Raw genomic sequence first — 23,133 nt, 5'->3', positions numbered from 1 at the left:
ATTACATGCGCGCATTGGTTATTTCCGGAGGCGGGAGCAAAGGTGCTTTTGCTGGTGGAGTTGCACAATATCTTATTGAAGAACTTGGTAGGGACTACGATATGTATCTTGGGACTTCTACGGGAAGTTTGTTGGTTCCTCATTTGGCGGTGAATAACATAGGGAAATTGTACAACGTTTTTACCAATGTGCAACAGCACGATATTTTCAGTATCAGCCCTTTTGTGCAGCGAAAAAAGGGAGATAGGGAGTTTGTTTCGATAGATTTTGTGAACTCCTTATGGCAATTTATCAAAATGAAGCGCACCTTCGGAGAGAGTAAATCCTTGAAGCGCCTTATTAAAAAGAACTTTACCAAGGAGGAATATCTTCAAATTTTGGCAACCAAGGAAGATGTGGTTGTCACGGTTTCTAACTTGTCAAATAATTCAGTGGAATATAAATCTATTAAGGATTTTAGTTACGAGGAATTTTGCCACTGGATCTGGATTTCCTGCAATTACATCCCTTTTATGTCGCTTACCGAAGTGAATGGCAACGAATATGCCGATGGTGGTTTGGGTTGTGTTGTGCCTATAAGGGAAGCGATTCAACGTGGCGCCACAGAGATTGATGCCGTTATTTTAAAGTCGGAAAAAATGGAAGGCAAAAAAGTGTTGGGGAAAAATCCCTTTTCCTTAATGATCAGTTTGTTTGGTCATTTAATGGACCAGTTGGAAAGCCACGACATACTTATCGGGAAGTTGGCGGCAAGTAACAAAAATGTGAAACTTAATCTGTATTACACTCCAATAGATCTCACCGAAAACTCTTTGATATTCAGTAGAAATTTAATGGTAAAATGGTGGCAGCAAGGGTATGAACATGCTGCCAAGAAGCACGGTGCAGATTCTGTTTTAAAAGATCTTTAAAACAAGATTACCACAATTCGCCTACTTCATGTTTAATGAAAGATAAGGCAGCGTCACTTGGTGCGCGGTGGTCCATCATTTCTGTTAAAACCACTTCTCTTAATTTATTGGCGGAATCGGTTTTTTCCAACATGCTTGCCTTTCTTATTAGTTGAATCGTAGAGTTTTTAGCAGCTCCAATAATGTTCCAGCATTCATCGGTAATATAGATTTGTTGCGAAATATTGTGCTCAAATTCTTGCTCAATAGTTGCGATAAGTAAAGACTCGTAATCTTCTTTATTTGAAGATGTTGGTTTGACTCTTACAAGTAGTTTTGATGGGCTGATACGCTCTAAAAATAAGGCCATTCGCTCATAAGCTTGCAAACGAATTGGAAGGGTATTTACCTGAATGTCTTTATGCAATAAAAAGCGTCTTCGGCCATCTTCGTTTTTGGTGTGTTCCTTAAAAAAATGGTAGGCAATTAGTCCTGTTACTAATGTTGGTATGGTAAAAAGTAGTAAGTCGATAATTCTTTCGGAATCCATATTTATAGCGAATTAGGGTTATTTGTTATGGTAATGTCCGCCCAAATATAGGCAATCTTTTAAATCTTGCATACTTTTAAATGGGACGGGAGTTTTTTCGTAATGGTAAGTGTATTTTAATTCTTCGGAAAGATTACGGTCATCTACATTTACGTCTACATCAGTCATTTTAAATTGGCAGGGATGCTCGTAACCTGCAGCATGGGTGATTTCAATAAATTCCTTTCGGAAGGTTTTAAAATACTGTCCCAATCGCTCTGATTTTAAAGGGACATTTATGCCATTTTGAAGCCATTTGTTTTGCGTGGCCACACCGCTGGGACAACGGTTGGTGTGACAAATTTGAGCTTGAATACAACCAATGCTCATCATGGCTTCTCTAGCTACGTTAATACAATCGGCCCCCATGGCAAAGGCCATAGCGGCTTTGGCGGGAAAGCCCAGTTTACCACTGCCTATAAACACAATGCGATCAGTAAGGCCTTTACTTTTGAAAAGTTTGTACAAATCGGTGAAACCATATACCCAAGGTAATGAAACATGATCGGCGAAACTTGGAGGGGCAGCACCCGTACCACCTTCACCGCCATCTACAGTGATAAAGTCTGGGCCCTGACCTTTTTCAAGCATTAGGTCGGCCAATTCTTCCCATTGTTCCAATTTGCCAATAGCAGCTTTAATGCCCACCGGAAGGCCTGTAGCTTCTGCGATGGTTTCAATGAAATCATAGAGTTCTGAAACATTGGAGAAGGCTGAATGATTAGGAGGCGAAAGCACATCCTTACCCATTTCTACATGGCGTATTTCTGATATTTCCTTAGATATTTTTGCTGCGGGCAAAACGCCGCCTTTTCCTGGTTTTGCGCCCTGCGACAACTTGATTTCAATCGCCTTGATATGTGGGTTGTCGTGGACCAATTTCACCAATTTTTTTAAGGAAAAATTACCCTGCTTGTCCCGAACCCCAAAATAACCGGTTCCAAAATGGAAAATGACATCGCCACCTTGACAATGATATGGGGATAAACCGCCTTCCCCTGTGTTGTGGTAGGCACCTGCAATATGTACCCCTTTGTTGAGGGATTCGATGGCTTTTGCCGAAAGCGAACCAAAACTCATAGCAGAGACATTGATTATAGAGGCGGGACGGTATGGTTTTTTGCGTTTGTTGTATGCGCCCATGACTTTGGCGCAAGGCAAAAATGTTTTATCAATGGCATTTGGGTGATCCTTTTCAATTTTAAAAGGAATCATGGCATTATTGATAAAGATGTGTTGGTGGGCATAAATATCTCTATCAGTTCCAAACCCTTCGTAGTTGTTTTCTTTTTTGGCCGACGCATAGATCCAGCTTCTTTCAATTCTGTTAAAAGGAAGTTCCTCTCTGTTGTTGGCTACAAAATATTGCCGCATTTCAGGGCCGATGCTTTCCAAAAGGTATCTTAAATGGCCAACAATGGGGAAGTTGTGACTAATGGTATGTTTTTTTTGAATGAAAATATCCCTAATGGCTACAAGGAATAAGGCAATAAGAATCCACATCCACCAACGAATGTCGGCAAGGGCAAATAGCAGAATGTTCATAAAGGGTTTTTTGTAAAGATATTTAAAAAATATGGTTCTAAAATGATATCTTTAACATATGGGTAAAGGCAAGAAAATCAAACTGATAGTTTTTTTAGCTGTCGTTGTGTTGGCTGTTTTGTTGGTTGGTAGAGCCAATTCTGTAGTGAAAGAAAAGGTAGAGAATTATCTTTCGAGTTCTTTGCCTGAAACCGTAAAATTAAAGTATTCCAATTTGGACTTGGACCTTTGGAAAGGTGCGGCTACTCTTGAAGGTATTGAGTTGGAAAAGGTTCATGAAATTTCCAAAGCACCGCTCATGAAGGTGTGTTTGGACTCTCTTTCAATTAACGATATTGGTTATTGGGCGTATTTGTTTAATGACAATATTGATATTGGAAATATTCAATTGGTTCGTCCACAATTGACTTATTTCAAACTTCAAAATCCAGATTCTGTTAAGGAAGTTCAGGAAGAGCCAAAAGTATTTAATTATAGGCTGAATCTAGGAAGACTGGATATAAGCAAGGCAGGAATTGAAATAGTGAATACCGAAACAGATTCCATACTTCTTCATGTGTCCGATTTAGATTTCGGTTTGGACAAAGTGTTTGTCGATGAGACTGTTTTGCGGCAAAAGATTCCAGTAGATTATGAGGGCTATCAAATGGCTTTCGATTCTCTATTCTACACTATTGGTCCCTTCGAGAACATGGCGGTTGGACCTTCTAAATTATCCCATCAAGACATGGCTTTTGAAAATGTTAGGATCTTTTCTAAATACTCAAAGTATGAGCTTTCCAAGCATATTCCAGTAGAGAGGGATTTTGCGGATGTTGTGTTTGAATCCGTAACATTGAAAGATTACAAATTAAGTGTTGGAGATAGTGGAAGGGTGTCCTTTTCAAGTCCAAAGATGGAAATCTTAAACCCGCAAGTGGATTTTTTTAGGGATAAACTCGTGGCAGACGACCCCAAAATAAAACCGCTCTACAATGAGATGCTTCGGGATTTGGATTTCGATTTAACTATAGACTCGCTTCAAATTAAAAATGCGTCTGTTGCTTATTCTGAACGTGTGAAACGAGATAATCATGGTGGAAAGATTACCTTTTCAAATTTGAATGCCGACATTGCCAATGTGAGCAATACCTATGAAGCCCCAATAAAAACAGAGATTGAAGTTGAAGCCAATTTTATGGAACATGCGCCTTTGAAGGTACACTGGAATTTTGATGTAAATGATCCTGATGGGACATTTATATTTCAAGCAGAATTGGATAAGTTGAAGGTGCATGATGTCAATAAATTTTCAGAACCTAACCTACGGATCAAGTTTGAAGGAGAAATTGAGCAATTGTACTTTACCATTTGGGGGAATACCAATGTGTCGCAAGTGGATATGCGCGCCAAATATGAAGACTTTCAAATTATAGCCTTGAAAAAGGATGGTTCAACCCCAAACAAGCTATTGTCGGGTTTGTTGAATACTCTAGTGGCCAAGGATAGCGATAGGTTGCCCGATCATTTTAGGGAGGGCCATAAAGAGGGGATTGAAAGAAACAAAACCAAATCGGTGTTTAATTATGTTTGGATCAATGCCAAAGATGGTTTGCTGAAAACCATGGTAAACCACAAACGAAAGCATAAAACCTAGAAATTATTCCGCATTGTTTATAATTATTAATAAATCTGACCGACTAAAACTTAGACATTGGTTAATTTCACGCCGGAAAAAAATCAGAAACTTTGGAGAAGTATTTAAGTCAGCTGAATGAAGCACAGTTAGCCCCAACCATTCAAAAGGATGGGCCAATGATAGTGATTGCTGGAGCCGGATCTGGCAAAACAAGGGTACTAACCTATAGGATTGCCTATTTAATGAGCCAAGGGGTCGATCCCTTCAATATATTGTCCTTGACCTTTACCAACAAAGCAGCACGTGAGATGAAAGAACGTATTGCCACAATTGTTGGGCAAAGTGAGGCCAAAAACCTTTGGATGGGAACATTCCACTCCATTTTTGCCAAAATCCTGCGTTTTGAAGCCGATAGATTGGGGTATCCAAGCAATTTTACCATTTATGACGCTCAGGATTCTGACAAACTGATTGGTTCCATTATCAGGGAAATGGGACTTGATAAAGATGTTTATAAAGCGAAACAGATTCGTTCTAGAATTTCTTCTTATAAAAACAACCTTATTACGGTTAAGGCCTATTTCAATAACCCTGAACTTATGGAATCTGATGCTGCAGCAAGAAGGCCAAAGTTGGGAGAGATTTACAGAAACTATGTAGAGCGCTGTTTTAAGGCAGGTGCTATGGATTTTGACGATTTACTGTTGAAAACCAATGAACTCTTAACGAGATTTCCAGATGTGTTGGCAAAGTATCAAGATCGCTTCCGCTATATTTTGGTAGATGAGTACCAAGATACCAACCATTCGCAGTATTTGATTGTACGGGCCTTGTCCGATCGATTCCAGAATATTTGTGTGGTAGGGGATGATGCGCAGAGTATCTATGCCTTTAGGGGAGCCAATATCAACAACATTTTGAACTTCCAAAAGGATTATGACGGTGTGAAAATGTTCCGTTTGGAGCAGAATTACCGTTCCACAAAAAATATTGTTAACGCTGCCAATTCCATTATTGATAAAAACCAAACCAAATTGGATAAGGTGGTTTGGACTGCCAATGATGAAGGAGGGAAAATCAAGGTCAATCGTTTGATGACCGATGGCGACGAAGGGCGTTATGTAGCGAGTTCTATTTTTGAAAACAAAATGAACGAACAGCTCAAAAACAGTGATTTTGCCATTTTATACCGTACCAATGCGCAGTCCAGAGCCATGGAGGACGCGTTGAGAAAACGTGATATTCCTTATCGTATCTACGGAGGGCTGTCCTTCTATCAGCGTAAGGAAATCAAAGATATTCTTTCTTATTTGCGTTTGGTAATCAATCCGGCGGATGAGGAAGCTTTAAAAAGAGTCATCAATTTCCCACCTAGGGGAATTGGACAAACAACGGTTGATCGGTTGTTGGTAGCCGCCAATGGTTACAAGCGCTCCATGTTTGAGGTGATGCAAAACTTGGATAAAGTTGATTTGAAGATTAATTCTGGAACTAAGGGGAAATTACGTGATTTCGTTTTAATGCTTGAGAGTTTTCAGGTGATGAACCAAACGGCTAATGCTTTTGAATTGGCCGAGCACATTACGAAGGTGACTGGATTGATTAAGGAATTCAATAAAGATGGCACTCCTGAAGGTGTTGCCAAAATGGAGAACATCGAGGAACTTTTAAATGGTATCAAGGATTTCGTGGAAGGTCAAAAGGAATTGGCCGATGCTACGGGATCGCTGACTGAGTTTTTGGAGGATGTGGCTTTGGCAACCGATATGGACAAAGACAATGAGGACGATGATAAAGTCGCGTTAATGACCATTCACTTGGCAAAAGGATTGGAATTTCCTTATGTGTATATCGTAGGGATGGAGGAAGACCTGTTTCCGAGTGCCATGAGCTCGAATTCTAGAAGCGATTTGGAAGAAGAACGCCGTCTGTTTTATGTGGCGCTTACTAGGGCAGAGAAGCAGGCATATTTAACCTATACTGTTTCGCGTTATCGATGGGGAAAATTGGTAGATGCTGAGCCCAGTAGGTTTATTGAGGAAATCGATGATCAATATTTGGAAATCTTGACCCCGGTTCAAGAACAACGCTTTAATCCGATGTTGGATGCCGATATTTTTGGAGACGTGCCACCTAATAAGGTAAGGTTCAAAAAGCCTCCAATGAAAAAGATGTCAGAAAAGCAGCCGCCTAAGTTTATTCCGCCTGCCAAATTGAAGCCGATGGCAAAAGCCAAAGAGAATGAAGTGACCAATTTATTTGATGGGGAGCTTACTGTGGGCAATATTGTAGAGCACATGCGATTTGGAAAAGGAGAGGTCTTGAAGATTGAAGGACAAGGTGCAGATACCAAAGCGGAAATCAATTTTGAAGTAGGTGGGGTTAAAAAATTATTGCTCCGCTTTGCAAAATTGAAAATGCTGGGATAGTTATTTCACCATCATCACAGAATTGATGTAGCCGTGGTCATCGTATTCCTTAACGGGATTGTCGGGATCTACGATCCAGTTACCATCTACAATGTATTTGTAATGGTGCTTTCCTCCTGAAAGGAGTACGGTTGCGGTCCATCCAGTCTTAGTTTTGCTCATTTCAATTTGCTGTTCATTCCAATCGTTAAAAGAGCCCGCTAAAATTACTTTTTCTGCATTGGGATAGCCGTTAAGAATAAACGTAACATTCTCCTTAATGCTGATATGGGAATTGTATTCGCCAAACTCATTGGTGATTCTGTCTGGATTTGTAGGATCTTCCATCCAAAGGCCATCAACAATGTAGCGGTATTGATAATCGTTTGGTCTTAGTTGCAGGATAATTTCCCAGCCTCCATCAATTTTATACATTTTAAAGGCATGCTCGTTCCATTTGTTGAAAGAGCCGGCTAAAATCACTTCTTTGGCATCTTCATGACCTTTCAGTCTGAATCTAACATTGCCATCTTTTGAAGGGTAGGCGCCAGTAAAAAGGTTTAGATTAAGTACGTTAAGATGGTAGCCATCTTTAGTGGCTTGTACCGTGTTGCTTACCTGAGCGGAAGGCTCGGCCCAATATTCATGGTTAATGACAAATTTAAATTCCCATGAAAAGGCATCTGTAAAGTCGCTGAGTTTCTTACGAAGTTCGTAGGTGTTCTCATCCACTTTCTTCATTTTCCATCGATGCATCGACCAATTATTGAATTGTCCAGCAACCACGACATTATCGATAGTGAGGTTTTCAAAAGGGATGGAGGGTTTAAAACCGTCGGGAGATACAGATTGGTAGTCGTTTCTGTTGAATGTGAACACAACCTCGTCGCCTTCAATTCTATATCCTTTAAGGTTTTGGTTTTGGCAAAGAGCGCTTGTGCCCACTAGTATGAGCAGGATAAACGCAATATAATGAACAATTTTTCTCAATGCCGTTGTAATGGATATTGTACAAAGTAAAGTTTTTCTTTTTTATAATTGATGATTGTTCGTTTTTGTTTGAAAAATTCATATCCCAAAATGCCGTCCAAAGTTGTCCCGAAGGCTTTGTTGAGATTGTCTAAATTGGTTACAATGGTTTGCATCGGTCCTAGGTAAACAGTTTCACTTAGTTTAACACGGTGCAAATTTCCTGCCAAAACTTCAATTTGTTTATTACTGGCCCCTGTAAGCATTAGGCGTCCCTTGGGGTGGAAATACTTTAAGGCTTTTCGGGAGGCTTTGCTATTAATTTGGTTGACTTCGGCAGCTGTATCCACTCCAAACGTCAAAGGTTGCCCATTGATGGAGGCATTTACCACAATGGTGTGGTTTTTTAGCTTAAACCCTACGCTGTCAACTATTTTTTCCAAATAGCCGCGAGGATCTAATTTGACCCCTTTGTTATCAGTTTTGGATAAGGTAATTTGGTTAAGATATAGGTCGACAAAAACTTCGTAATCTTTCAAAATACTATAACCAATCACTCCTAAGAGTTTCATTTTCTTTGAAGTTTCAATATGGGACAAGTCAATGACATCTGAAGTTTGGTTTTCCAAAACAAGATTTTCAATGACAAAAGAATTGAGCTTTCGCTCAAAAGGATTGTCAATAATGCTCACAACCCCAGTCATTTCTTGACGCTTTCTGTTGTGGGCATATTTTTGAGGGAAATGCACTTTATTGAGGATAAGGGCCTCAGAGCCTGTATCGATAATGAAATTCCCCTTCTTTCCCATCAATTCCGCCTTTACTACAATAAGGTTGTCGATAAGTTGAAAAGGGATGCGGGAGGTATATTGATTGAGGATTTCAGCTTGAGGAAAAGAGACCTGATTGATAGCCAAATTGGCAAACGCTGTTTGAAGCCCAAAGACAAAACCTATTATAACATTGAAAACCCTCATGTATTTAAGACTCCAAAAAGTGAAAGATGTTACAGAGTTTGAATATCTTAAGTTATGATTTTTGTAAAATGGGAATGTTGCTTAAGTTTTTTAGGCTAGCGAATTGTTAGTTTGGTCGGGGCTAAGGTTTGAAGTAATGTTGTTTTTTGAATTGACAAAATACATTTTCATGATGCCTCTGTTTTTTACTTCAACTTTGCCGCGATATTCGCAATCAAATTCGTTTTTAACAATTTTGTAAGTATTATGGGAAATATTGATTTTTCCTGGTAGAGAGCAGGATTCCATTCTTGAGGCTACATTTACGGTATCTCCCCAAATGTCGTAAGCAAATTTTTTGGTACCTACCACACCGGCGACCACGGGCCCTGTGTTGACTCCAACACGAATATCGAAATTGGAAGCTAACTGTGTGTTTGTTGCTTTAGCTTGATTAACAAAGTCAACAATATCCATTGCTGCCAAAAGCATGTTATGAGTATGGTTGCTACTATGGTTGTGCAATCCACTAGCACACATATAAGCGTCTCCCACCGTTTTTATTTTTTCCAATTGGTACCTACCGATAATTTCATCAAATTTTGAAAAGTAGTAGTCGATGCTTTCTACCAACTGTTGAGGGGGTAGATGTTCTGAATATCTGGTGAAGCCTACAAAATCGGTAAACAATACAGTAGCGTGCTTAATTTTTTGAGCTTTTACTTTGCCGTGTTGCTTGAGTTCTTCGGCGGTTTGTTCGGGAAGAATATTTTTAAGTAAGTCATCTGATCGTTTCTTTTCATTTTCAATAATGATTTTGGTTTTATTAATGAATTTATAGCGTCTGTAAAGTCCCCATGCTAAAAGGGAGATCAAAAATATAATAGCGGCAGTGGCATAGATGGCCGCCTTTTGGCGACGTGCTTTGAGTTGGGATATTTCGGCTTCTTTTTGAAGGATATTAACTTCGGCTTCTTTTTTTGAAACCTCATAATCGGTTCTTAGGGCAGACATTTTTTGAATATTCTCTAAGTTTGCAATACTGTCCCTATAGGCTATATGTTGTTTGAAATTAATATAGGAATCCTTGAAATTTCCTTGCACTTCGTATAGGTTTGATAGTTTTAAATAGGTCTGGCTTAGTTGGTCATCGAGTTGGTATTTTTGAGCTAGGTTTAAACTTTTATAGGCATAGGTTAAGGCTTTTTTTATGTTGCCTTTTTTTGCATAAATATCTGCCATATAAGCTAGAAATTCTGATATAGGGGAGTAGTCCTCAAATTTTTCAAGTGTTACGATAGCGGAGTTTATTTTTTCTAAAGCAAGTTCATCTTTTTCCTTTTCTGCATATACTCTTCCTAGGTTGCCATCTACATAGGCTAAAGCTCTAACGTCATTTAATTTTTCAAAAATATGGCCAGCTTCTTTTGTGTAGGAAAGTGCATCATTGGAATTGCCAGTTTTTAAATATTGATCTCCCAAATTGTAAAGGGCATACCCTAGTTTTATGGAATCATTGGTATATTTTAATTTTTCGATTCCTTCTAAGTAATACTTTTGGGCGTTGAATGGATTTTCTACAATAGAGTAGGTGTCGGCTATTCCAATTAGCGCAGCTCCAATAAAAGCGTCGTTTTTGGTTTGTTCTGCATATTTCAAACTCGAAAAGTAACATTCCAGCGCTTCGGGAAAGTCAGCTTTTTCACTAAAGGCATTGGCTTTTTGTAAATAGCCCGAATACTGCAGTTTTAAGGAGTCTTTTGGAGCTTTTTCAAGGAGGAGGTTTGAGAATTTTAGTTTGGTATTTGCATTTAATGATTCATTTATAATCTTGAAAATTAGAGAAAGGTTGTTTTGATTGGACACATTGGTTTCGTAGACAGCAATTAAGCTATCAGCAGTTTTTTGGTTTTGAGAAAACCCAGTCTGCAAGAATGTTGCAACCAATATCAGGGTTATGCAAATTCTCAATTCATTAAAGCGCATATTACATTTAAAAATGGATTGTTTTAAATTTTGTCTGTCATTTTTAGTTTTGGATCTAAGACATATGGATTAGAAGTATCATTATTGACAGTAAACACTACATAATAGTTTTCCTCTCCTTCTATATCACTGTCATGAATTTTTCCGGAAACATTTCCGAGGCTATCTACTTCGATTATAGATTTTTTTAAAATTTTGGCACCCCCGCTATCTCCTGGTTTTCGTGCTACCAAGATAATTTGGACAGTATCACCGGAATCCGGATATTTTGGGAGGCCTTCCCAGGTAACAGATTTGTTTTTGTCGACTTTGGAGATAAATTTACTTGGGACACCTGCAGGATAGGAGACATCGTCTCTATTGTCTGAAAATATGGCCGTGAAATTTACATTGCCTAAGTTGATTTTACTTGTATCTACAGTGAGATAAACCTTTGTGTCTTTTTTGTCATTATCGGAGTTCATATTTCAATTATTTAATGGTTACTTTCATTTTAAGTGCTATTAAATAATGAAATGAGGCAATTATCTGTCTTAAGGAGAGCGATATACAATTAAAGATAGTGATTTTTTTTAAATCACTGATTTGTAGTGGTTTAAATATGTTTTCTAGGCAGGTTCTATTGGGAATATTTAACTACTTTTATAGTGATATAAGAAACTTGAAAAATGGCCCAGTTTATTAGAATATATGAGGAAAATCCTAACCCAAGAGAGATAGATAAAGTAGTCAAAGTTCTTAAAAATGGCGGGTTGATAATTTATCCTACCGATACAGTTTATGGTTTGGGATGTGATATTATGAATACGAAGGCACTGGAGCGTGTAGCCAAAATAAAAAAAGTGAAGCTTGAAAAGGCCAACTTTTCATTTATATGTGAGGATTTGAGCAATTTAAGCGATTATGTAAAGCAAATAGATACCAGTACCTTTAAAATTTTGAAAAGGGCCTTGCCTGGGCCTTATACCTTTATTCTTCCAGGTGCTAAAACACTTCCGTCTGTCTTTAAGAAAAAGAAAACCGTAGGGATTAGGGTGCCTGCCAATAATATTGCTTTGGAAATTGTGAAGCAGTTGGGGAATCCTATCATTTCAACCTCTATTCGTGATGATGATGAGATTTTGGAGTATACGACAGATCCAGAATTGATTCATGAAAAGTGGGATAATTTGGTAGATCTTGTTATAGATGGTGGTTATGGGGATAATGAGGCCTCTACGGTTATAGATTTTTCAGAAGAAGAACCTCTTATTGTTAGAGAGGGAAAAGGATCTCTTGAAATATTTTAGAATTCTATTGTTGGAGTATGGGCGTGACAAATGGGTTGGACGGTTAATATTTAACGGACAACTAAGGGCTTTGTTATGTAGAAGAAATACACTGAAAAAGTTCAAAAAACACTGTTCTTATTGAAGCTTTGTGCAGAACCGGACATCTTGTTGTAGGTGTGTTCTACAATGATAGATTCGGCTTCATGGTACTTTTCAGATTTGATAACATTTAATAACCAATCGAAATGGTTTTTTGAACGTCTTTTAAAACGATAGGGTAATGCTTGTTCCATGGGTTAATAAATTAGAAGCAGGCATTTACAGTTTTAGTTCTTAGAAAAAACAAAGGTAGCTTTGGGTCTTATAAATATAAGTGATGCGAAATTATAAAGTGCTGTTTTTCTTTTAATTACCGATTTTAATCGTTTAATGGATAAAATTTAAATTCCTCGTAAGACAAACTTCACAAAAAGAATGGATGGAAGGTAATTGTCTGTTTTTGTAGGGTTTAAATTAGTCGTTTTTTCAACTTTATAAAAGAAGATTAACAAAAAAAGCCCACCATTTGGTGGGCTTGTAATTTATAATGTTTTGAAGAATTAACCTTCGTTACTAAGGTTTTTCATTTCTTCCTCGATCATGTCGTAGAACTGATCAATTTTTGGAAGTACAACAATTCTTGTACGTCTGTTTTTAGCTCTGTCCTCAGAAGTATCGTTAGAAGCTAAAGGTACGAATTCGGCACGTCCAGCAGCAATAAGCTGTTGTGGGTTTACGTTTAAGCTTTCCAATACTCTTACTACAGAAGTTGCACGCTTCACACTTAAATCCCAGTTATCCAACAATACCCCTCTTTGGTAAGGTACATTATCTGTATGGGCTTCTACCATAGCTTCAAAGTTTGGCTTGCTGTTGATAACTTTAGCTACTTTAGCCAAAACTTCTTTAGCTCTTGAAGTTACATTGTAGCTTCCACTTTGGAATAACAATTTGTCTGCAATAGAAATAAATACAACTCCTTTTTCAACATTGATTTCAATGTCTGGATCGTTAATACCTACTTCTTTTTTCAAGCTAGATACAATGGCAAGAGTGACACTGTCCTTTTTGGTAAGAGCTTCTTGAAGACGCGTGATTTTTAAATCCTTTTCTTTTAGACTTTCCAATGATTTCTCAAGATTTTCAGCACCTTTTTGGGTTAAGGTTGTCAAATTTCCTTTAGTATCAATCAAGTCTTGGTTGGTTCTGCGCAAGTCGGCAAGTTGTTCTTGCATCCCTTCTAAACGAGCAGTGGCTGCTGCTTTGTCTGAAAGACAGCTGTTTAGTTTTACGGTTGCGCTATTTAATAAGTCCTGAGTTTCTTTGTGTTTGGCTTCAAGTGCGGCATATTCTTTTTTAGATACACAAGATCCGAAAAGCAACATGGCCGAAGCACTCAATAACATTAGTTTTTTCATAATTGTCCGTGATTATTCGTTGTTAATTTAACGTCCCAAAATTATAGAAAAGAATTTTCGTTTGGGAATAAGTTAACAAAAAGTTTAACAAAATTTATAAACAAAATATGAGGGCGATAAAAAAGCCAAACCAGCTTCAAAATATGAAGTGGTCTGGCTAAAAGCAAGGTTGGTTGAGTTGTTACTGCTAAGATTAAACTTTTGTAAAAAATCCCTGCTTCTGTTAAAGGTAAAGGTAACTACATTTAGCTCTTATTTAGTTCAAAATATTACCTGAACCGAAACCCTTTATAATGTTAAATGAATAATCAAAAAAATATAAATGTATGACACACACTTAAAAAATTCTGAAACCGAAACTAAAAATTAAAAAAGGCTTGAAGGTTAAATTAATGTTAATGGGTATAAAAATGTTAAAACCGTCCAACTTTTTTGATTAATAGTTTGACTCCTGCCTTTTGTTATCCTTTTTTTGAGTTCATTTGTCTTAATCTTTTAGAAATTGGTGTTACTCTTTTACAAATTGTCTAGTGAAGTTGCCTTTGTCGGTGGTTACTTTTAAAATATAAACACCAGCGGTAAGGTCTTCAACATTGATTTCTGCTTCAGTGTTACTCAATACTAATTGTCCTAAATTGTTGTATATTTCTGATGAAGTGATATTGGTAACACCTTTAATGTATAGGATGGAGGCCGTTGGGTTTGGATAAATAGTTACTTGTTCCGCGGATAATTTGGGTATACTCAAAGCTTCAGTTGTAACGACTAAGTTATCAAAAATAATAGGAGTAGGCTGATTTGCAGTTACTGTAAATGAGGTTATGCCAGTCCATTTAAGCGATACTTCGGAAGCATTGCCTGTAAATTCAACAACTACAGGTGTATTTGTACCTCCTGTAGGAGTAAATGTATAAGTTTCAGGTGGATTACCATTCATGGCAAGGATCGAAATGACATTTACGGCTGTGTCAAAAGTAAATACAACACTACTTGAGTTATTGCTAAAAATACAATTTCCAGATCCACCATATGAAATATTAGCTAAGGATACAACTTCTTTTGATGAGTTAGAGTCTGAAAAAGTTACAGTTATACCATCTCTTGTCTCGCTTAAGGATGTGGATCCAACTGGAGCAGGGAGCGTTTCCCAATCAAAAGTCGTTTGTGATAATGTGGCTGTTGTTTGAATGGCTAGTGATAAGAACAAAAAAGTAAGTTTTTTCATGGGATTGGGTTTTGATTTAAAAGTTCACCGGTTCTAATAAGGAAACGGTACGTTTGGTAGTTATAAATGACTTTAGGTTGTTTTTACTGTTTTATAAATTGTTTTGCGAAGTTTCCTTTATCGGTGGTTACTTTTAAAATATAAACACCGTTTGTAAGCGGTTCTATATTTATTTCTGAAGCAGTAGTGCTCAATACCAATTGACCTAAACTATTGTAAATTTTTGAGATAGTGATAGCTGTAAGGCCTTTTATGTATAAGGTAGAATATGCTGGGCTTGGGTAAACGGTTATTTCTTCCATTGATAAATCAGGAGAACTTAAGGAGGTGTTTTCTACTATTATATCATCAAACCAAGCAAATTCTTTTGCTTCAGAGGATATAGTAAAGGACGTTACACCTTCCCAATTTAATTCAACAGTGGCGTGATGATAGTCTAAGGTTACTATAACCGGTGTGTTGTCTCCACCGAAAGGCGTAAATGTATATGTGATGTCAGGATCCGAATAGCTCATTGCAATTATGGAAATTAAATTCACTGGGGTGTTGAAGCTGAATTCTGTAGAATTTGTGTATTGTGAATGGAAAAATTTTCCAGAACCTCCATGGGGGCTACTTGAGCCTAAGGTAACATTTCCATCACGACAAGAACCGGTAATGGTAATACCATCTATAGTTTCCGACTTAGTTTTAGCTGCGCCACTTGGAGCTGTTTCCCATCCAAAAGTTGTTTGGCCAATAGTATTGGTAGTTCCAAATGCTGAAAAGCAAAATAAAAGTAGTAGTTTTTTCATGGTTGTTTTTTTAGTTGATTTATGGGGCTTAAACTAAAAACTACTTTTTTTTTGAGAGTTAAATCAAGGTTAATGTAGGAATTATCTATGTGTTTTTTGCCCCTGAATATAGTATTTCATAAGTATAGAAGTGCATTTATAGTAGTGCTTTTGCTGGGTGATTTGGTTACGCTGTTTAATTAATTGGGGTAAGTGGGCATAGTAGCTGAAATGCGCTTTTAAAATGGATAAAATATGTTTGAATTTTAATTCAAACAAAAATTTAAGGGCAGCAATGCCATCTAAAACCAAACGTGTAAAAACCAATATAAAAATTGGTCCGCTGGCATTTTTGGTAAGGGTGTAGAGGCTGTTCCTAAAATTAAGATAGGTTTTCCTAGGGTTGCTGGATTGAAGTGTGGCGCCTCCCACATGATAAACAGTGGAAGTACCTATATACTTAGTGGTATACCCTAAATTGAAGGCGCGCCAGCAAAGATCGATTTCTTCCATATGGGCAAAAAAATCCTCATCAAAACCATTTAAGGTGTTGAAGACTTCTTTTCTAATAAAAAAACAGGCGCCGGAAGCCCAAAAAATGTCGGTGTTGTCACTGTATTGTCCTGTATCAGCTTCAACCGTTTCAAAAATTCTACCTCGGCAAAAGGGGTACCCGAACTTATCAATAAAACCTCCTGCGGCCCCTGCGTATTCAAAGTGATCTTTTCGTTTGTAATCTAGAAGTTTTGGTTGTACAATGGCGGTGTTCGAGTTATTATCAAACTCCGTGATGATTGGAGGAAGCCAGTTTGGGGTCACTTCAATATCACTGTTCAATAAGCAAAAAATATCAGCGTCTACCTGTTTAAGAGCATCATTATAGCCTTTAGCATAGCCACCATTTTCCTGATTTTGGATGATGGTAATTTCTGGATATTTAGCTTTTACAAAGGCTACGGAATCATCCGTAGACGCATTATCGGCCACATAAATGTCAGCGCTTTGGGAATGTGATACCACAGAAGGCAGAAATTGCTCCAAAAGTTGTTTTCCGTTCCAGTTTAAAATGACAATAGCTATACGTGTGCTCACAGAAATGGTTTCAGGGGGTTGAGGGATTGGAATCATAGGAGGGGAGCTCTCTTAAAAAAGTGTAACGCTCCTCTTCAAAATCCATTTGACAATAATAATGATTAATTCCGTTGGTTACCATCAAAAATGAAGCATCCAAGGTTAAATTGTATCTCGCAATTTGGTCGAAGGTAGCTTGGCTTATAGGTACAGAAGGTGCTTTGCATTCCACAATAAGGTGAATGCTTCCGTCTGTGTTGAATACCACAATATCGTAGCGTTTCTTCAAGTTGTTTACGGTCAGCTCCTTTTCAACATTAATAAGTGATTTGGGATAGTTTTTCACTTGCATCAGGTAATGCACGCAATGCTGGCGTACCCATTCTTCGGGTTGGAGAATGATGAATTTTTTACGAATCTCATCGAAAATAGAAATTTTATTTTCGCTACTTTTGAAACGGAATGAAAACTTTGGAAAGTTTAGGTTTTGCATGCGCGCCACTTGAATTTTTTCAAAAATACACTACATATAATAAATACCAAATGCCGGCTTTAGTTTTTCAATGGACATTTGGATACATGAAATTTTACGCTTTTGGACGAGGTTAAACAGATAGTAACAGATATTAGGAACGGAAATTTAAAACCTATCTATTTTTTAATGGGCGAAGAACCCTATTATATAGATAAGATATCCGATTATATTGAAGACAATGTGCTTGCGGAAGAGAAGAAGGGATTTAACCAAATGGTGTTGTATGGACGTGATATTTCTGTAGATGACATTGTAAGCAATGCCAAGCGTTTCCCAATGATGGCAGAACGCCAGGTGGTGATTGTTAAAGAGGCGCAAGACTTGGCTAGGCAAATTGAAAAGCTGGCTGCTTATGCCGAAAATCCTCAGCCTTCAACCGTTTTGGTGCTCAATTATAAGTACAAGAAAATAGATAAGCGTAAAGCGCTTTATAAAAGCATTAAAAAGACAGGTGTAGTCTATGAAAGCAAAAAACTTTACGATAACCAAGTAGCTGATTGGATCAGGCGTGTACTTTCTGGGCAGAACTACAGTATTACACCAAAAGCCGCCCAAATGTTGGTGGAGTTTTTGGGAACCGATTTGAGCAAAATCAGCAATGAGCTAGATAAACTTAAAATTATTCTTCCCAAGGGTACTGAGATTTCTGCAGAACAGATTGAGGAAAATATTGGGATTAGTAAGGACTATAACAATTTTGAGCTTAGAAAGGCGATAGGGGAACGTAATACTTTAAAGGCTTTTCAGATTGTCAACTATTTTGCCGATAACCCAAAGGATAACCCCATGGTGATGACGGTATCCTTGCTGTTCAGTTTCTTTTCTCAGTTGTTGCAATTTCACGGATTGAGTGATAAAAATCCAAGAAATGTGGCCTCTGCCTTAAAAATCAACCCTTATTTTGTAAACGAATACACCGTAGCCGCACGCAATTTTCCTATGCGAAAAGTGAGTGCCATTGTAGAAACCTTGCGGGACTTTGACGTTAAAAGTAAAGGGGTGGGGGCCAATGCTATTCCTCAAGGTGATCTATTAAAAGAGCTGTTGGTGAAAATCTTCAATTAACAACAATTTCACAAAGGTTAATCAAGTGTTAACGGTACACTTATTTTAAAGGTCAGGAAAGGCCTTTTGGTTACCTTTGCAACGTAGTTTTATAAATGAATTGAAGATTTTTTTAGCTGTCATTTGTTTGAATTTCAGTGTTCTAAGATCATTAGATTTTTTTATTAAGTTAAGTTTTTAGTTGATTAAACGAATTCAAATTATAAGGAAGTAGTTAGCCTTAAAATTTGGACGCAAAAGGCCGTTAAGGTCTTATGCAAATTGTGTTATGTTATTAAAGAGTCAATCCTTTTGGGTTGGCTTTTTTTGTTGGGTTAAATTAAGGTTAAACGAGGTTTGTATAGATGAGGATTATTGAAGGCTTATTTATTTTCGTTGCAACAAAAAATTAACAATTATGATAAAAAAACTACACAAGAAAATACTTTTACCTGCATGTTTTGCGGTATCTATGTTAACTTCTAATGCACAAAATGGTTTGGAATTTGATGGTATCAATGATTATATAACCACCACGGCGCCTTCTATAGAAGGCAGTGCTTCTAGAACAGTTGAAGCTTGGATTAATGCTTCATACGACGCAGGTCAGAGGTTTATTGTGGGTATGGGCTCCATGGATGGTGGGGGAACACGATTTTCATTTAAAATTAATCCAGGTGCTTCGGTTATCAGGATTGAAGTTGGTGGAGGTGGATTAAACGGCACAGCCTATATAACAAATTCTCAATGGCATCATGTAGCGGTAGTGTATGATAATTCTCTTTCCAGTAATAAATACAAGTTATATGTTGATGGTGCATTGAATGTTGAGGGGGATATTACAAGTCAAACTCTGAATGTAGGAAGTAATAATATTGTGATAGGACAAAGAAATGATATGGATCCATCTACCTCATTTGATGGAAAGATAGCTGAAGTGCGTATTTGGGACGTGGCAAGAAGTGCAAATGATATTGATCTTAATAAAGGGGTTACATTGTGTGGGGATGAAGAAGGTTTGGTAGCTTATTATCAATTTAACGAAGGAACTGCCAGTGGAGAGAATGCAGGTATTACGACAGTATCCGAGCTTAAAAATGGCTATAATGGAACGTTGCATAACTTTTCTTTAAGTGGTGCTTTTTCTAATTTTGTTTCGGGTCCAACACTTACAAGTTCTGTTGATAACACGGTTACATTAGATGGATCTACACTTATGGCAACTGGAACAGATGCAACTTATCAATGGTTTAACTGTACAGATGGAAATACAGCTGTAGATGGTGCCACAGGGCAGTCGTTTACTCCAGAAGCATCTGGAACCTATGCGGTTGAGATTACAGATAGTGAAGGCTGTACCGTAACATCAACTTGTATGGCGGTAGAGGTTGAGGCATTAGGAGTGGAAGATACCTTATTTGCCAACAGTTTAAAATTGTATCCTAACCCAACTTCAGGAAATGTAAATGTAACTTTAAACGGTGTGTACCAAACTGTAGATGCACAATTGGTATCTATCACAGGAAAAGTGGTGGCAACATACCAATTCAGCAATACCAATGAATTTGCAATCGATCTTAACAATTTCAATTCGGGGCTTTATTTCTTAAACCTTAAGGCAGATCATTTAGATGCTGCTACAGTTAAAGTGGTAAAGATGTAATTGTGTAATGTGTTTATTTTGAAAAGCCAACCTTTTTAGGTTGGCTTTTTTTTGTTTGATGAAATTGATTATATGGTTAAGGTTCAGGTTTTTGTGAAATTTACAAGTTAAATTAATGTTAATAGGTCTATTTAATTTAGTGTCACCTATAGTGTGCGGTAATTTTAAGAAACAACTAAAATTTAACAATTATGATAAGAAAACTATGCAAAAATATGTTTTTTACTGTATGTTTCATGGTTTCTGTGTTAACTTTTAATGCGCAAAACGCATTGAATTTTGATAAGGTTAATGATTATATACAAACACCTTATGCGGGCGTGCTTGGATCGGCCAACAGAACTTTTGAAGCTTGGATTTACATACCCTCCTCTTCACCAACATCCAATTTGGCAATTTTAGATTATGGATTGAATCAAACCGGAGGTAGAAATACGTTTGCGGTTGGCGGTGATAGAAGTTTAAAATTTATCGCCGGATCAGCCAATGTATCTACCGAGGCAGATACCGTACCGTTGGATACCTGGGTTCATGTGGCTTTTGTTAAAAATGGTACTACAGGTTATTTGTATATAAATGGTGATGAAATGGGCTCCGCTTCTGTCACTGCACTTAATACACCTTCTACTGGTGATAATCTGAAAATTGGAGAGCGCGTTACAGGAGGGTCTATTTTGTTTCAAGGTAATATCGATGAGGTTAGAATATGGAATATTGCAAGGACCCAGGCGGAAATCCAATCTACCATGAATACTGGAGTATGTGAAGATGTGGCTGGATTACAAGCCTATTTTAAGTTGGATGAAGGGATTGCCGAAGGAGATAATTCAGGGGTAACAACAGCCATTGATGCGGTCAATGGGAATGATGGTACCTTAATGGGATTCGATTTGTCTGCAGGAGCCGTTTCTAATTATGTGGAAGGTCATGGTTTGGTTGCGCTGGAAGGAGCTGCCCTTACAGCGGCTCAAACAGGAGCTACTTACCAATGGGTAGACTGTGATAATGCCAATACAGCAATTGTTGGTGCTACAGAACAGGTCTATACACCAGTAGAGCCGGGGAGCTATGCTGTAGAAATTATGGTGGATGGTTGTACTACGACTTCGGAATGTGTAGAGGTGTCTTCATTGGGAGTGAAAGATGTGTTGTTTGCTAACAATCTTAAATTACATCCTAACCCAACTTCTGGAGATGTAAAGGTGACTTTGAATGGCGTGTACCAAACTGTGGATGCACAATTGGTATCTATCACTGGAAAGGTGGTGGCGACATATCAATTCAGTAATACCAATGAATTTTCATTAGATCTAAACAATTTCAATTCGGGGCTTTATTTCTTAAACCTTAGGGCAGATCATTTGGATGCTGCAACTGTTAAAGTGGTAAAGATGTAATTGTGTAATGTGTTTTAATGAAAGCTAACCTTTTGGGTTAGCTTTTTTTTTTTTTTTACACGGGGTCAATGCATTAGTGTTTCTGTGGGTTAAAAATAGGTTAAAATCTTATGTTTTATTACTCTTCCGTGTGGATTGGAATATTTTTAAAGACAACTAATAAATTAACAATTATGATAAAAAATCTACGTAAAAAACTATTTTTTACTACGTGTTTTGCGGTGTCTGTATTGACTTCTCAGGCGCAAACAGGTTTGCATTTCGATGGTTCCGATGATTATATTTTAACAGATCTTGGTGGAGTTTTAGGAAATTCACCGAGAACAGTTGAGGCTTGGGTAAAATGGAGTTACCAATCTCGCCAAGCACTTATTGTGGAATGGGGTGGTGGTACTCCAACAGAGGACGGGGGGCCTCGTTTCACCTTTAAAATCCAGAGTAGTAAAGTGAGAATTGAAACGGGAGGGGCTTATAATTACTTGGATGGTTCAACTTATTTAAATTCAAGTTGGCATCATGTGGCCGTAACTTACGATCCATCTCAAGAAAATGAGTATAAATTATACGTAGACGGGAATCTTGATGCTGAAGGTAGCTTTACTGGCACTGGTACAGATACTCAAGATGCAGCTAATATTCAAATAGGGGGTAGGAATGCTAATATTGGAGCAACAGCCTTTAGCGGGACTATTGATGATGTGAGAATTTGGAACGTGGCAAGAACTCAATCTGAGATTCTGGCAGACATGAATAATGAGTTATGTGATTTGCCAGCTGAATTGGTTGCTTACTATAAGTTAAATGAAGGGACGGTAAACGGAAGTAATTTAGCTATTACTTCGGTTGTAAATGAAGTGTCTTCTACAGATGTTAATGAATTGAAAAACTTTGCCTTATCAGGAAATGCGTATTCAAATTATGCGGCAGGAAAAGTAACTTCTGGTATTGATACTACGATAACTAGTGATGATGTTACATTAACAGCGAATCAGGTAGATGCTGCTTATCAATGGGTAGATGTGGACAATGCTAATGCAGAGATAGAGGGTGCTACAAGTCAAGATTTTACGCCAAGTGAAAGTGGTAATTATGCAGTAGAAATCACAGTTGGAAGTTGTGTAGTAATATCTGAAACGGTAAACTTTGTTAGTGGAACATTAAGTTTAGAGGATACATTGTTTTCAAACAATTTAAAACTGTATCCAAACCCAACTTCAGGACATGTAAACGTTGCTTTAAATGAGGTGTATCAAACTGTGGATGCGCAATTGGTGTCAATCACGGGAAAAGTGGTGGCAACATACCAATTCAGCAATACCAATGAATTTGCAATCGATCTTAACAATTTCAATTCGGGGCTTTATTTCTTAAACCTTAAAGCGGATAATTTAGATGCTTTAACTGTGAAAGTGGTAAAGATGTAATTGTGTAATGTGTTTACTGGAAAAGCCAACCTGAAAAGGTTGGCTTTTTTTGTTATAAAGTGTAGTTTGAAATATGATTCTTTTGGTATTCAGTATTTTAAATTTTTTGTAGGTTAAATTTAGGTTAAAAAGTGTGTCTGATTACTAATTTTTGTAAGTCTAAGATAATTTTAAACTCAACTAAAATTTAACTATTATGATAAAAAAATTACACAGAAAAATGCTTTTACCTGCATTTTTTACTATTTCTATGTTAACAACGCATGCGCAGACTGGTTTGCAATTTGCTAATGCACAAACCGAGCAAGGAAC

The 23,133-nt window shown here is 37.5% G+C and carries 20 protein-coding genes; 8 read left to right on the top strand and 12 right to left on the bottom strand.

All coding sequences use genetic code 11. From position 1 onward, the window contains the following. The first annotated feature begins 5 nt into the window (after positions 1 to 5). A complete protein-coding gene (locus BKM32_RS14655) occupies positions 6 to 911 on the top strand; it encodes a patatin family protein (RefSeq protein WP_076664690.1) in 906 nt (301 codons plus the stop codon). Positions 912 to 918: 7 nt separating this feature from the next. Here the strand turns inward: BKM32_RS14655 and BKM32_RS14650 are convergent, their stop codons facing one another. Next, on the bottom strand, positions 919 to 1,440 hold the full coding sequence (locus tag BKM32_RS14650) for a hypothetical protein (protein ID WP_053977190.1): 522 nt from the start codon (positions 1,438 to 1,440) through the stop codon (positions 919 to 921). Positions 1,441 to 1,458: 18 nt separating this feature from the next. After that, a complete protein-coding gene (locus BKM32_RS14645) occupies positions 1,459 to 3,024 on the bottom strand; it encodes an FMN-binding glutamate synthase family protein (RefSeq protein WP_076664687.1) in 1,566 nt (521 codons plus the stop codon). A gap of 58 nt (positions 3,025 to 3,082) precedes the next feature. On the opposite strand from BKM32_RS14645, the gene BKM32_RS14640 reads away from it, so the two are divergent. Then, complete coding sequence (locus tag BKM32_RS14640; RefSeq protein ID WP_076664685.1) at positions 3,083 to 4,660, top strand: DUF748 domain-containing protein; 1,578 nt, start codon at positions 3,083 to 3,085, stop codon at positions 4,658 to 4,660. A 92-nt stretch (positions 4,661 to 4,752) separates the two neighbouring features. Next, a complete protein-coding gene (locus BKM32_RS14635; RefSeq protein WP_053977187.1) occupies positions 4,753 to 7,071 on the top strand; it encodes an ATP-dependent helicase in 2,319 nt (772 codons plus the stop codon). Here BKM32_RS14635 and BKM32_RS14630 read toward each other — a convergent pair whose 3' ends face one another. The 4 genes from BKM32_RS14630 to BKM32_RS14615 all read right to left on the bottom strand — a co-directional run bounded on the left by BKM32_RS14630 (position 7,072) and on the right by BKM32_RS14615 (position 11,425). After that, entirely contained in the window at positions 7,072 to 7,995 is a 924-nt protein-coding gene (locus BKM32_RS14630; RefSeq protein ID WP_171971881.1) for a hypothetical protein, read from the bottom strand. 41 nt (positions 7,996 to 8,036) lie between these two features. Continuing rightward, a complete protein-coding gene (locus BKM32_RS14625; protein ID WP_076664683.1) occupies positions 8,037 to 8,996 on the bottom strand; it encodes a pepsin/retropepsin-like aspartic protease family protein in 960 nt (319 codons plus the stop codon). A 90-nt stretch (positions 8,997 to 9,086) separates the two neighbouring features. Further along, positions 9,087 to 10,922: an adenylate/guanylate cyclase domain-containing protein gene (locus tag BKM32_RS14620; protein WP_253187468.1), complete on the bottom strand. Its 1,836-nt coding sequence runs from the start codon at positions 10,920 to 10,922 to the stop codon at positions 9,087 to 9,089. 62 nt (positions 10,923 to 10,984) lie between these two features. Beyond that, positions 10,985 to 11,425: a hypothetical protein gene (locus tag BKM32_RS14615; RefSeq protein ID WP_053977183.1), complete on the bottom strand. Its 441-nt coding sequence runs from the start codon at positions 11,423 to 11,425 to the stop codon at positions 10,985 to 10,987. Positions 11,426 to 11,629: 204 nt separating this feature from the next. Here BKM32_RS14615 and BKM32_RS14610 point away from each other — a divergent pair, with 204 nt between their 5' ends. Beyond that, positions 11,630 to 12,250 carry an L-threonylcarbamoyladenylate synthase gene (locus BKM32_RS14610; RefSeq protein WP_076664681.1) on the top strand — a complete coding sequence of 207 codons (621 nt, stop codon included), beginning with the start codon at positions 11,630 to 11,632 and terminating at the stop codon, positions 12,248 to 12,250. A gap of 101 nt (positions 12,251 to 12,351) precedes the next feature. Here BKM32_RS14610 and BKM32_RS16520 read toward each other — a convergent pair whose 3' ends face one another. From BKM32_RS16520 to BKM32_RS14585, 6 genes are all read right to left on the bottom strand, one after another. Beyond that, positions 12,352 to 12,525 (bottom strand): hypothetical protein, encoded by a 174-nt coding sequence (locus tag BKM32_RS16520; protein ID WP_171971880.1) that lies wholly within the window; start codon positions 12,523 to 12,525, stop codon positions 12,352 to 12,354. A 306-nt stretch (positions 12,526 to 12,831) separates the two neighbouring features. Beyond that, entirely contained in the window at positions 12,832 to 13,689 is an 858-nt protein-coding gene (locus tag BKM32_RS14605) for a flagellar motor protein MotB (protein WP_076664680.1), read from the bottom strand. Between the two features lie 508 nt (positions 13,690 to 14,197). Next, positions 14,198 to 14,914: a T9SS type A sorting domain-containing protein gene (locus tag BKM32_RS14600; protein WP_076664679.1), complete on the bottom strand. Its 717-nt coding sequence runs from the start codon at positions 14,912 to 14,914 to the stop codon at positions 14,198 to 14,200. Positions 14,915 to 14,997: 83 nt separating this feature from the next. After that, positions 14,998 to 15,708 carry a T9SS type A sorting domain-containing protein gene (locus tag BKM32_RS14595; RefSeq protein WP_076664676.1) on the bottom strand — a complete coding sequence of 237 codons (711 nt, stop codon included), beginning with the start codon at positions 15,706 to 15,708 and terminating at the stop codon, positions 14,998 to 15,000. 81 nt (positions 15,709 to 15,789) lie between these two features. Then, positions 15,790 to 16,815, bottom strand: a complete 1,026-nt coding sequence (locus BKM32_RS14590; protein ID WP_076664673.1) for a glycosyltransferase family 2 protein — start codon at positions 16,813 to 16,815, stop codon at positions 15,790 to 15,792. Beyond that, a complete protein-coding gene (locus BKM32_RS14585) occupies positions 16,790 to 17,251 on the bottom strand; it encodes a type I restriction enzyme HsdR N-terminal domain-containing protein (protein WP_053977177.1) in 462 nt (153 codons plus the stop codon). The genes BKM32_RS14590 and BKM32_RS14585 overlap by 26 nt, the downstream gene beginning before the upstream one ends. Positions 17,252 to 17,353: 102 nt before the next feature. Here BKM32_RS14585 and holA point away from each other — a divergent pair, with 102 nt between their 5' ends. The 4 genes from holA to BKM32_RS14565 all read left to right on the top strand — a co-directional run bounded on the left by holA (position 17,354) and on the right by BKM32_RS14565 (position 22,821). Then, entirely contained in the window at positions 17,354 to 18,358 is a 1,005-nt protein-coding gene (gene holA, locus BKM32_RS14580) for a DNA polymerase III subunit delta (protein WP_076664671.1), read from the top strand. A 397-nt stretch (positions 18,359 to 18,755) separates the two neighbouring features. Beyond that, complete coding sequence (locus BKM32_RS14575) at positions 18,756 to 20,000, top strand: LamG-like jellyroll fold domain-containing protein (protein WP_083702206.1); 1,245 nt, start codon at positions 18,756 to 18,758, stop codon at positions 19,998 to 20,000. Between the two features lie 191 nt (positions 20,001 to 20,191). After that, a complete protein-coding gene (locus BKM32_RS14570) occupies positions 20,192 to 21,397 on the top strand; it encodes a LamG-like jellyroll fold domain-containing protein (RefSeq protein WP_083702205.1) in 1,206 nt (401 codons plus the stop codon). Between the two features lie 173 nt (positions 21,398 to 21,570). After that, positions 21,571 to 22,821 (top strand): LamG-like jellyroll fold domain-containing protein, encoded by a 1,251-nt coding sequence (locus BKM32_RS14565; RefSeq protein WP_076664665.1) that lies wholly within the window; start codon positions 21,571 to 21,573, stop codon positions 22,819 to 22,821. The last annotated feature ends 312 nt before the right edge of the window (positions 22,822 to 23,133 follow it).

The organism is Mangrovimonas sp. DI 80, from assembly GCF_001975575.1.
GTDB classification, from domain to species: Bacteria; Bacteroidota; Bacteroidia; order Flavobacteriales; family Flavobacteriaceae; genus Mangrovimonas_A; species Mangrovimonas_A xylaniphaga.
Note: the sequence above shows the minus strand (reverse complement) of the source record. Positions and strands in the feature narration are given on the sequence as shown.

Coding starts and splice junctions, on each gene's coding strand:
- BKM32_RS14590 (WP_076664673.1), bottom strand. CDS start 16,815: ATGATTCCAATCCCTCAACCCCCTGAAACCATTTCTGTGAGCACACGT.
- BKM32_RS14575 (WP_083702206.1), top strand. CDS start 18,756: ATGATAAAAAAACTACACAAGAAAATACTTTTACCTGCATGTTTTGCG.
- BKM32_RS16520 (WP_171971880.1), bottom strand. CDS start 12,525: ATGGAACAAGCATTACCCTATCGTTTTAAAAGACGTTCAAAAAACCAT.
- BKM32_RS14655 (WP_076664690.1), top strand. CDS start 6: ATGCGCGCATTGGTTATTTCCGGAGGCGGGAGCAAAGGTGCTTTTGCT.
- BKM32_RS14595 (WP_076664676.1), bottom strand. CDS start 15,708: ATGAAAAAACTACTACTTTTATTTTGCTTTTCAGCATTTGGAACTACC.
- BKM32_RS14605 (WP_076664680.1), bottom strand. CDS start 13,689: ATGAAAAAACTAATGTTATTGAGTGCTTCGGCCATGTTGCTTTTCGGA.
- BKM32_RS14625 (WP_076664683.1), bottom strand. CDS start 8,996: ATGAGGGTTTTCAATGTTATAATAGGTTTTGTCTTTGGGCTTCAAACA.
- BKM32_RS14615 (WP_053977183.1), bottom strand. CDS start 11,425: ATGAACTCCGATAATGACAAAAAAGACACAAAGGTTTATCTCACTGTA.
- BKM32_RS14570 (WP_083702205.1), top strand. CDS start 20,192: ATGATAAGAAAACTATGCAAAAATATGTTTTTTACTGTATGTTTCATG.
- BKM32_RS14565 (WP_076664665.1), top strand. CDS start 21,571: ATGATAAAAAATCTACGTAAAAAACTATTTTTTACTACGTGTTTTGCG.
- BKM32_RS14585 (WP_053977177.1), bottom strand. CDS start 17,251: ATGCAAAACCTAAACTTTCCAAAGTTTTCATTCCGTTTCAAAAGTAGC.
- BKM32_RS14640 (WP_076664685.1), top strand. CDS start 3,083: ATGGGTAAAGGCAAGAAAATCAAACTGATAGTTTTTTTAGCTGTCGTT.
- BKM32_RS14600 (WP_076664679.1), bottom strand. CDS start 14,914: ATGAAAAAACTTACTTTTTTGTTCTTATCACTAGCCATTCAAACAACA.
- BKM32_RS14645 (WP_076664687.1), bottom strand. CDS start 3,024: ATGAACATTCTGCTATTTGCCCTTGCCGACATTCGTTGGTGGATGTGG.
- BKM32_RS14650 (WP_053977190.1), bottom strand. CDS start 1,440: ATGGATTCCGAAAGAATTATCGACTTACTACTTTTTACCATACCAACA.
- BKM32_RS14610 (WP_076664681.1), top strand. CDS start 11,630: ATGGCCCAGTTTATTAGAATATATGAGGAAAATCCTAACCCAAGAGAG.